Genomic DNA, 8,337 nt, shown 5'->3' with positions numbered 1-8,337 from the left:
GGGGGCGGTGCCGGGGCCGCCGGTCGCGGCCGCGCCCCCGCCGCCCGCAGCGCCGCCGCCCGCACCCGCCGGTGCCGGCAAGCCCGCCATGATCGTCGATCAGCCGGTCCGCGCCGGCCAGCGCATCTGGGCGCAGGGCTGCGACCTGGTCGTGATCGGCACCGTCAATCCCGGCGCCGAGGTCATCGCGGACGGCAACATCCACGTCTATGGCCGCCTGCTGGGACGGGCCATCGCCGGCGGCCAGTCCGAGATGGCGGCGCGCGTCTTCGCCACGCATTTCGACCCCGAGCTCGTCTCCATCGCCGGCTACTACGCCGTGCGCGAGGGGCTCGGGGAGGCGCCGATCGGCAAGGCCGTCATGGCCCGGTTGGTCGGCGAGCAGATGAGGTTCGATCCGCTCGGCTGAGGCCGGGTGCCAGGGGTTCACGTCAGGGGGTTCAACATGGCGGAAGTCATCGTCGTCACGTCGGGGAAGGGGGGTGTCGGCAAGACGACCAGCTCCGCCGCCTTCGCCACCGGTCTCGCGCAGCGCGGCAAGAAGGTCGTCGTCATCGATTTCGACGTCGGCCTGCGCAACCTCGACCTCATCATGGGCGTCGAGCGCCGCGTGGTGTTCGACATCGTCAACGTGATCCAGGGCGAGGCGCGGCTGAATCAGGCGCTGATCCGCGACAAGCGCGTGGACACGCTGCAGATCCTCCCGGCCAGCCAGACCCGCGACAAGGACGCGCTGACCAAGGAAGGCGTCGGTCAGATCATCGAGGAGCTGGCGAAGGACAACGACTACATCCTCTGCGACAGCCCGGCGGGCATCGAGAAGGGCGCACTGCTCGCGCTCTACTTCGCCGACCAGGCGATCGTGGTGACGAACCCCGAGGTCTCCTCCGTCCGGGACAGCGACCGCATCCTCGGCGTGCTGCAGTCGAAGTCGAAGCGGGCCGAGGACCGCAAGGAGCCGGTGAAGGAGCACCTGCTCGTCACCCGCTACGATCCCGTGCGCGTCGAGAAGGGCGAGATGCTCAAGCTCGACGACATCCGCGAGATCCTGGCGATCCCGCTGCTCGGCGTGATCCCGGAGAGCGAGAGCGTGCTGCGCGCCTCGAACACCGGCACGCCGGTGGTGATGGACGCGGAGAGCGTGGCCGGCCAGGCCTACAAGGACGCGGTCGGCCGCTTCCTCGGCGACAAGGTGGAGCACCGCTTCCTCGAGGCGCAGAAGAAGGGGCTGTTCTCGCGGCTGTTCGGCGGGAGGGCGGCGTGATGAGCTGGCTCGACTTCTTCCGCGCCAGGAAGCCCGACACCACGGCGGCGGCGGCCAAGGAGCGGCTGCAGATCGTGCTGGCGCATGAGCGCATCGGCCGCACGCGCGAGGATTTCCTGCCGAAGCTCCAGCAGGAGATCGTCGCGGTGGTGGCGAAGTACGTCGCCATCGATCCGGGCAAGGTGAACGTCTCGCTCGACCGTGGCGGCGACATGTCGACGCTGGCGATCGAGATCGACCTTCCGGGCCCGGCCGGCGACCGGATCCGCGGGGCAGCGGCGAGCTAGAGCAGCGCCCGATCAGGTGGAACCGCTTCGCGGTTCCGCTGATCGGGCATAAGCTGCTCTGGGCGGCCGCGTCGGGCCCGCACCGGTCAGGCGCGGGCCTGGGCGAGGATGGGCCTCTCCTCCATGGCGCGGGCCACGGCAAGGGCGAGCAGCAGCACCGCGCTGACGAAGGCGCCGAGGCTGCCGAGGGCATGGAAGCCTGCCGGCAGCAGGAGCGCGAGAGGGATGACCACCTTGGCGGTGCGTCCGAACCCGCGCTCCAGCCCGTCGCGCAGCAGGAAGGCGGCCGCGGTCGAGAGGACCGGCGCGTCGTAGATGTAGGCATAGGGCGTGGCGAGGTAGGAGGCGGCGACCAGCGCCGCTGCCTTGCAGGCGAAGGGCGCGGGCCGGGCCCAGAGCCAGGTCACTCCGACCGCCAGGACGAGCACCAGCGAGACCTGGGTGACGAGCGCGACGCGCAGGCTGCCTGTCAGCTGGAAGGCGATCGAATAGGCCGATTGCAGCTTGGTCCATGCCGATCCGCCGCGCAGCAGCACGTCGTTCGTCTTGTCGACCGAGCCGAGGAAGGCCTGCCAGGTGGCCGGGCCGAAGACCGCGAGCGCCATGCCGATGAGCAGCAGCGTGACGGCGGCGGCCGAGGCGAAGGCGATCCAGCGCCTGCCGGCCAGCAGGGCCGGCGGGAAGAGCACGCCGAACTGGGGCTTGTAGGTCAGCAGGCCGAGCAGCACCCCGGCGAGCAGCGGCCGCCGTTCCAGCAGCATCAGGCAGCCCGCCATCAGGCCTGCGGTGAGGAAGCCGTTCTGGCCCACCGTCGCGCACCACAGCGTGGCGGGCGCGGCGAGCAGCAGGGGCACCATGAAGCCGGGCACGACGAGGCGCAGCATCGCCGCGAAGAAGGCGAGGGTCACGACGACCCAGAGGACCCAGCCGGCCAGATAGGGGGGAAGCGAGAAGGGGACGACGTAGAAGAAGTAGTGCGGCGGGTTGTGCCAGGCGAAGTAGTTGTCGAAGGGCTGGCCGAGTGCGAGCAACTGCACGGCCTTCTGCAGGTCCCAATCATAGGCGTCCGGCGCGCGTCCCTCGAGCGCCATGCGGCCGGCGCTCCAGAACGACATGAAGTCGCGGATGTCGGGGCGGCCTTCGGCATCGATCAGCCACAGGCGAAGCCAGGCCGTGCTGCCGAGGAACAGGAGATAGGCGAGCAGCAGCGCGAGGCCGTAGACCTGCATGCGCTGCGTGAGCGCACGGGGGAGGCGGGACGCGGTCATGCGCGGCGTACCCTTACGCCCGGGGCAGGCATGAAGGCGCGGCGCGCCGCGACGCCGACGAGCACGAGTCCGCCGAGCGGCGCGGCCAGATTGCCGAGCAGCAGGAAGCCACCCGGCAAGGCGCAACCCAGCACGATCAGGGCGGCGTCGAGGCGTCCGAAGCCGCGATCCAGCCCGTCGCGCAGCAGGAAGGCCGCCGCCGCGGTCAACACCACCGCATCGTAGATGTAGGCGTAGGGCGTGACGAGGAACGCGCCCGCCGCGACCGTGGCGGCGCGCAGCGCGAAGGGCGCGCCGCGGCGGGACATGGCCAGCAGGAGCCCGACGACGCCGGCCATGACCAGGATCTGCGCGCCCCTCCCGGCCATCGTGCTGCCGGTCGCCAGTGTCAGGATGGCGTAGGCGGACTGCAGCTTCTCCCATCCCGCGCCGCCTGCCTGCAGGACGCCGCTGGCATGACCGATCGTGGCCAGGAAGGCGGCCCAGGGCTCGGCGCCGAACAGCAAGACGGTGAACGCGGCAAGCCCGAGCGTCGCCGCCGTCGCGGCGGCGAGCGCCGTCCAGTGCCGGCCGAGCAGCAGGAAGAGCGGGAAAAGGACGCCGAATTGCGGCTTGTACGTCAGGAGCCCGATCATCAGCCCCGAGAGCCATGGGCGGCGCTCGAGCAGCGCCAGGCTGCCCGTGATGAGGGCAGCGGTGAGGAAGCCGTTCTGACCTGCCGCCGCGCACCAGACCGAAGCCGGCGCCGCAAGCAACGCCGGCACCAGGTAGCCGGGCACGACGCAGCGGAGAGCGATGGCGAGGCACCCGGCGGTGACGGCGATCCACAGCAGCCAGCCCGCGGGCACGGGGAGAAGCGCGAAGGGCATGACCCCGAGGAAGAAGCTTGGCGGATTGAGCCAGAGATAATGGCCGTCGAACTCGCGGCCGACTGCGGCGATCTGCGCCGCGCGGTAGAGGTCGGGATCGTAGGCCTCGACGGCCTGTCCGGCCATCGCCAGGCGTCCTGCGCTCCAGAACGCCACGAAATCGCCTGCGACCGGGTAGCCCTCCGCATCCACGAGCCACAGGCGAAGCCAGGCCGCGCTTGCGAAGAACAGCAGGTAGGCGATGCAGAGCGCCGCGCCATACAGCAGGATGCGCTCGCGCCAGAGGGGCGGCACCTGGTTCACCCTGCCCGGCCGCCCGCCGCCGCGACTCGCATGCCACCTCCGTGGATCGCCCGCAGCGAGGTAGGCGAGCGGCCGGCGCGGGTCCAGCGTCCAGCGCGGGGACGACGTGCGGCCCCGTTGCCAAGACGCGGCAGCAGGGCACATACGGGCCGTCCGGCGGTCGCGCGCCGGCGAGGCAGGAGCGCCCAACATGTCCGGCACCCCGTTGCGCACCCAGGTCGGCATCATCGGCGCCGGCCCGTCCGGCCTGCTGCTCTCGCACCTCCTGCACCTCGCCGGGATCGACAGCATCGTGCTGGAGGCGCGCTCGCGCGACTATGTCGAGAGCCGCGTGCGCGCCGGGCTGCTGGAGCAGGGCAGTGTCGAGACGCTGAGCGAGGCCGGGGTGGCCGACCGGCTGCACCGCGAGGGCTTGGCCCATCACGGCATCGAGCTGCGCTTCGACGGCGTCGGTCACCGCATCCCGCTGACGGACCTGACCGGCAAGGTCGTGACCATCTACGGCCAGCAGGAGGTGGTGAAGGACCTGATCGCCGCGCGTCTCGTGGCCGGCGCGCGGCGCGATCACGCACCGATCCTGTTCGAGGTCGATGACGCGGCGGTGCACGACGTGACGTCCACGTCGCCGCGCATCACCTTCCGCCATGCCGGGCTCGACCATGTCGTGGAGTGCGACGTGATCGCCGGCTGCGACGGCTTCCACGGCATCTGCCGCCCCGCGATCCCCGACCTTGCGATCTACGAGCGGGTCTATCCCTTCGCCTGGCTCGGCATCCTGTCGCGCTCGCGCCCCGTCTCGGAGGAGCTGATCTACGCCCGGCACCAGGATGGCTTCGCGCTGGCCACCATGCGCTCCAACACCGTCTCGCGCCTCTATCTGCAGGTGGCGCCCGACGAGGACCTCGCCCTCTGGCCCGATGCGCGGATCTGGGAGGAGTTGCACCGCCGCCTCGGCTGCGGCGAGGAGCTCGAGGAAGGCGAGATCTTCCAGAAGGGCGTGACGCCCATGCGCAGCTTCGTCTGCGAGACGATGCGCCATGGCCGGCTCTTCCTGGCCGGCGACGCGGCGCACATCGTGCCGCCCACGGGCGCCAAGGGCATGAACCTGGCGATCGCCGACATCCGCGTCCTCGCCCGCGGGCTCGAGCGCTTCTATGCGACGGGCGAGACGGAGCTGCTGGACCGCTACGCCGAGATCTGCCTGCGCCGCATCTGGAAGGGCCAGCGCTTCAGCTGGTGGATGACCTCCATGCTGCACCGCTTCGACGGGGGGGACCCGTTCGAGCACCGCGTGCAGGTGGCGGAGCTCGACTATGTCAGCACGTCGCGGGCCGCGATGACGACGCTCGCGGAGAACTACGTGGGGCTTCCCTTTGAGGTGTGACGTTCACCCCCGCATCCAGCCGAGCCAGTCCCACCAGGTCGCCGCCAGCAGCAGGATCGTCGCGTAGCCCGCCAGCGTGATCACCACGCCCGAGCGGGTGAAGTCGCGCCCGCCGAAGGTGCCGGTGCCGAAGGCCACCAGGTTCTGCGGCGCGTTCACCACCAGCATGAAGCCGAAGGAGACGGCGAATTGCAGGATCATGGTGACGCCGAGCACGTTCACCGGCACGCCGGCCTTCGCCACCTCCTGCAGCACCGAGATCACGATCGGGATGAAGGCCGCGGCCAGCGCGGTTGCAGAAGCGAAGCCAAGATGCACGACGATCAGGAAGGCTGACATCACCGCGACGATCACGAAGGGCGTCGCCGATTTCAACGCGAACCACTCGACGATCAGGTTGGCAAGCCAGGGCGCGCCGCGCGTCGTCACCAGTACCGTCCCGAGCGCGACGCCGACGCCGAAGAGCAGCAGCGTGCCCCAGGGCACGGAGGCCTGCGCCTGCTTCCAGCTCATCACCCCGATGCCGGGCAGCAGCAGCAGCGCGATGGCCAGGATCGTGCTGCTCGCCGTGTCGATGGAATGCACCCGGCCCTCGGTCGCCCAGGTCAGCAGCAGCCCGCAGCCGACAAGCAGCGTGCGCCACTCCGCCCCCGTCATCGGGCCTAGGCGCGAGAGATCAGCCCGGATCGCCGCCGCGCCGCCCTCGATCCGGTCCACCTCTGGGCGGTGGAAACGCCAGAGGATGACGGCGACGGTGGGCGCCATGATCAGCCAGAAGGGCAGCGCCGCGACCAGCCAGTCGAACCAGCTGACCGAGGCGCCGAGCAGGCGCTGCGTGAAGCCGAGCATCGTCGCGTTCTGCGCCGCGGCCGTCAGCACGCCGATGTTCATCACCGAGCAGATCTGCGCCGAGCCGATCATCAGCAGCGCCGCGAGCCGCGATTCCCGCTGGATGCCGAAGGCCGCGATGATGCCGAGCACGATCGGCACCACGGCCGAGACCCGCGCCGTCGCAGAGGGCACCAGGAAGGCGAGCAGGATGCCGACCACGATGGTGCCGCCGAACACCGCCTTGGTGCCCGCGCCGACCCGCGACAGCGTCGCGAGCGCGATGCGCCTGTCGAGACCCGTGGCGCTCACCGCCGCCGCGAAGACCAGTGCCGCGCCCACCAGCACGACGGCGTTGTTGGCGAAGCCTGCGATTGCCCAGTCGCGCGCGCGCGCGATGCCGATCTCGCGCGCGGGGTTCTGCAGGTCGGGCGCGGTGCCGAGCAGCAGGATGATGGCGGCTGCGATCAGCACGGCGCTGACCGTGGTGTCCACCGCCTCGCTGATCCAGAGGATGACGGCGAAGATCAGGATGCCGATCGCGCGCTGCCCTGCGACGGGCAGACCCTCGAAGGGCGGGAGTGCGGCGAAGGCCAGCATGGCGGCCAGCGCGATTCCCAACCCAAGCAGCCTCGTCCCGAGGCCGCTCGCCGGCTTCGCCGGCCGCTCCAGGCTCGTGCTCGACATGCGTTCCCCTCCGCGAGTCGTTGGGGAGGCTAGTCGCGCAGCGCGGCCCGGTCCTTGCTCCGGATCAAGCCGGCCGCCGCCCGAAGATCGCCGGACCGACGAAGCCGGACCGGAGCCGGGCTGAACACGGTCAGCCCCAATCCGGTCTAGCGGCCGGTCAGCCGCAATTGTGGAATCCGCCGCCGGGCAGCGGCGCGAGTTCGAGGATGCCAAGCACGCGGAACGCCGCGCCGCGCGGCTCGATGACCAGCGCGCCGCCTTCGGGAAAGGCGCGGCCGCCGACAGGCTCGCCGGCGACCATGATCGCGGGCGTGCGGTGGCCGACCAGCACGCGGTTGGTGCCGCGCGGCACCGGCTCGCTGAACAGGCGGCGATGCTCGGCTAGCACCCAGCCGAGGCGCGGGCCCGAATAATCGTCGGCGAGCAGGCTGTCGGTCACCAAGACATCGGCTGCCCCGAAGGCGTGTTCCGCCGTGTCGCGCGCGCGATAGACCGGCCCGGCGAGCACCGGGCGCGCCGTCCGGATGCCGAGTTCCGCCAGCCGCTGGCCGATGCGCCGCGACTGCGCGATGCCGTCGGGCGAGATGTTGCGCTGCCCGTCGCGGTCGCCGACGCGGAAGCTGCGGTCGCAGGGCATGCCGCGCGTGTCGGCGTGGCGGAAGAACAGCACGAGCCCGCCCTGGCGCAGACGCGCGACGAGCGCCGCACCGTCCGGCTGCTCAGCCGTGACCGGCACGAAGCGGTCCTGCGCCGCGGCGGGCGCGGCCATGAGCAACAGGAGAAGTGACCGGCGCCACATGGTCAGAGGCCGAGGATCGCCTCGGCGATCTCCTGCACCTCCAGCGCCTCGCGCAGCGTTGCCAGGGTCTGCGGCTCGCCGCGCGTGAGCGCGATCAGCTTGTCGAGCTGCCCTTTGAGCACCAGCGGACGCATCTTCTCGTTCGGCAGCGCGTCCGGCGCCGGGTGCCAGCCGACATCCACGGCGAGCTTCTCGGCGAAGGACCAGTCGCGCAGGCGGATCGCGCCGCCCTCGCTCACCAGCCGCCACTCGTTGTGGTCGTCGGCCTCGGTGGTGCCGACGCCGCCCGTCACCTCGACCGGCACGCCGCCCGCGGTCAGCGTCGCGCGGATCGCCGTCTCGGCGCCGTCGCCCGGCGGGAAGGTCGCGTCGCGCGTCTGCAGCGTCATCGGCCCGAGCTGGCGCCGCGTGAGGAAGAGGAAATGGGACAGCACCTCGCGCGTGAAGCCGCCTTCCGCGCGCTTCGCGAGCCAGCCCGCGGCCGCCTGCTGCCAGCCGCGCGGCCAGGTCGCGAAGGCGAGGTGGATCGAGAGGGCGCGCGGCGCGCCGAGCGCCTCGCGCCACGCCGACAGCTGCGCGACGGCTGGCGAGGAGGCCATCGGGAAGTTCACCGCCGCCCGTGCGTCGCGCGCCTCTGCCGCCGCGACG

Annotated in this window: 9 protein-coding genes; 4 read left to right on the top strand and 5 right to left on the bottom strand. The window is 71.4% G+C overall.

What is annotated here, in order from left to right; genetic code table 11:
- The 3 genes from minC to minE all read left to right on the top strand — a co-directional run.
- The coding region (gene minC / locus L2I40_RS13660) for a septum site-determining protein MinC (protein WP_237215513.1) at nucleotides 1-409 on the top strand (409 nt) is incomplete at its 5' end.
- A 36-nt stretch (nucleotides 410-445) separates the two neighbouring features.
- Nucleotides 446-1,264, top strand: a complete 819-nt coding sequence (gene minD / locus L2I40_RS13655; RefSeq protein WP_237215512.1) for a septum site-determining protein MinD — start codon at nucleotides 446-448, stop codon at nucleotides 1,262-1,264.
- Nucleotides 1,264-1,551: a cell division topological specificity factor MinE gene (minE, locus tag L2I40_RS13650; protein WP_237215511.1), complete on the top strand. Its 288-nt coding sequence runs from the start codon at nucleotides 1,264-1,266 to the stop codon at nucleotides 1,549-1,551. The genes minD and minE overlap by 1 nt, the downstream gene beginning before the upstream one ends.
- An 86-nt stretch (nucleotides 1,552-1,637) precedes the next feature.
- Here the strand turns inward: minE and L2I40_RS13645 are convergent, their stop codons facing one another.
- Both L2I40_RS13645 and L2I40_RS13640 read right to left on the bottom strand, forming a co-directional pair.
- Nucleotides 1,638-2,819, bottom strand: coding sequence for a glycosyltransferase family 87 protein (locus L2I40_RS13645; protein ID WP_237215510.1), 1,182 nt, complete (start codon nucleotides 2,817-2,819; stop codon nucleotides 1,638-1,640).
- Complete coding sequence (locus L2I40_RS13640) at nucleotides 2,816-3,982, bottom strand: glycosyltransferase family 87 protein (protein ID WP_237215509.1); 1,167 nt, start codon at nucleotides 3,980-3,982, stop codon at nucleotides 2,816-2,818. The genes L2I40_RS13645 and L2I40_RS13640 overlap by 4 nt, the downstream gene beginning before the upstream one ends.
- A gap of 199 nt (nucleotides 3,983-4,181) precedes the next feature.
- On the opposite strand from L2I40_RS13640, the gene L2I40_RS13635 reads away from it, so the two are divergent.
- Nucleotides 4,182-5,375: a 4-hydroxybenzoate 3-monooxygenase gene (locus tag L2I40_RS13635; protein WP_237215508.1), complete on the top strand. Its 1,194-nt coding sequence runs from the start codon at nucleotides 4,182-4,184 to the stop codon at nucleotides 5,373-5,375.
- Nucleotides 5,376-5,378: 3 nt separating this feature from the next.
- Here L2I40_RS13635 and L2I40_RS13630 read toward each other — a convergent pair whose 3' ends face one another.
- The 3 genes from L2I40_RS13630 to L2I40_RS13620 all read right to left on the bottom strand — a co-directional run.
- Nucleotides 5,379-6,890: an SLC13 family permease gene (locus L2I40_RS13630; protein ID WP_237215507.1), complete on the bottom strand. Its 1,512-nt coding sequence runs from the start codon at nucleotides 6,888-6,890 to the stop codon at nucleotides 5,379-5,381.
- Between the two features lie 157 nt (nucleotides 6,891-7,047).
- Nucleotides 7,048-7,659 carry a histidine phosphatase family protein gene (locus L2I40_RS13625; protein ID WP_237215506.1) on the bottom strand — a complete coding sequence of 204 codons (612 nt, stop codon included), beginning with the start codon at nucleotides 7,657-7,659 and terminating at the stop codon, nucleotides 7,048-7,050.
- A gap of 32 nt (nucleotides 7,660-7,691) precedes the next feature.
- Nucleotides 7,692-8,337: gfo/Idh/MocA family oxidoreductase (locus L2I40_RS13620; protein ID WP_237215505.1), on the bottom strand; the 646-nt coding region annotated here is incomplete at its 5' end.

This window comes from Falsiroseomonas oryziterrae (genome assembly GCF_021864505.1).
GTDB classification, from domain to species: domain Bacteria; phylum Pseudomonadota; class Alphaproteobacteria; order Acetobacterales; family Acetobacteraceae; genus Falsiroseomonas; species Falsiroseomonas oryziterrae.
The sequence above is the reverse complement of the archived record's forward strand: the minus strand, read 5'-3'. Positions and strand labels throughout refer to the sequence as shown.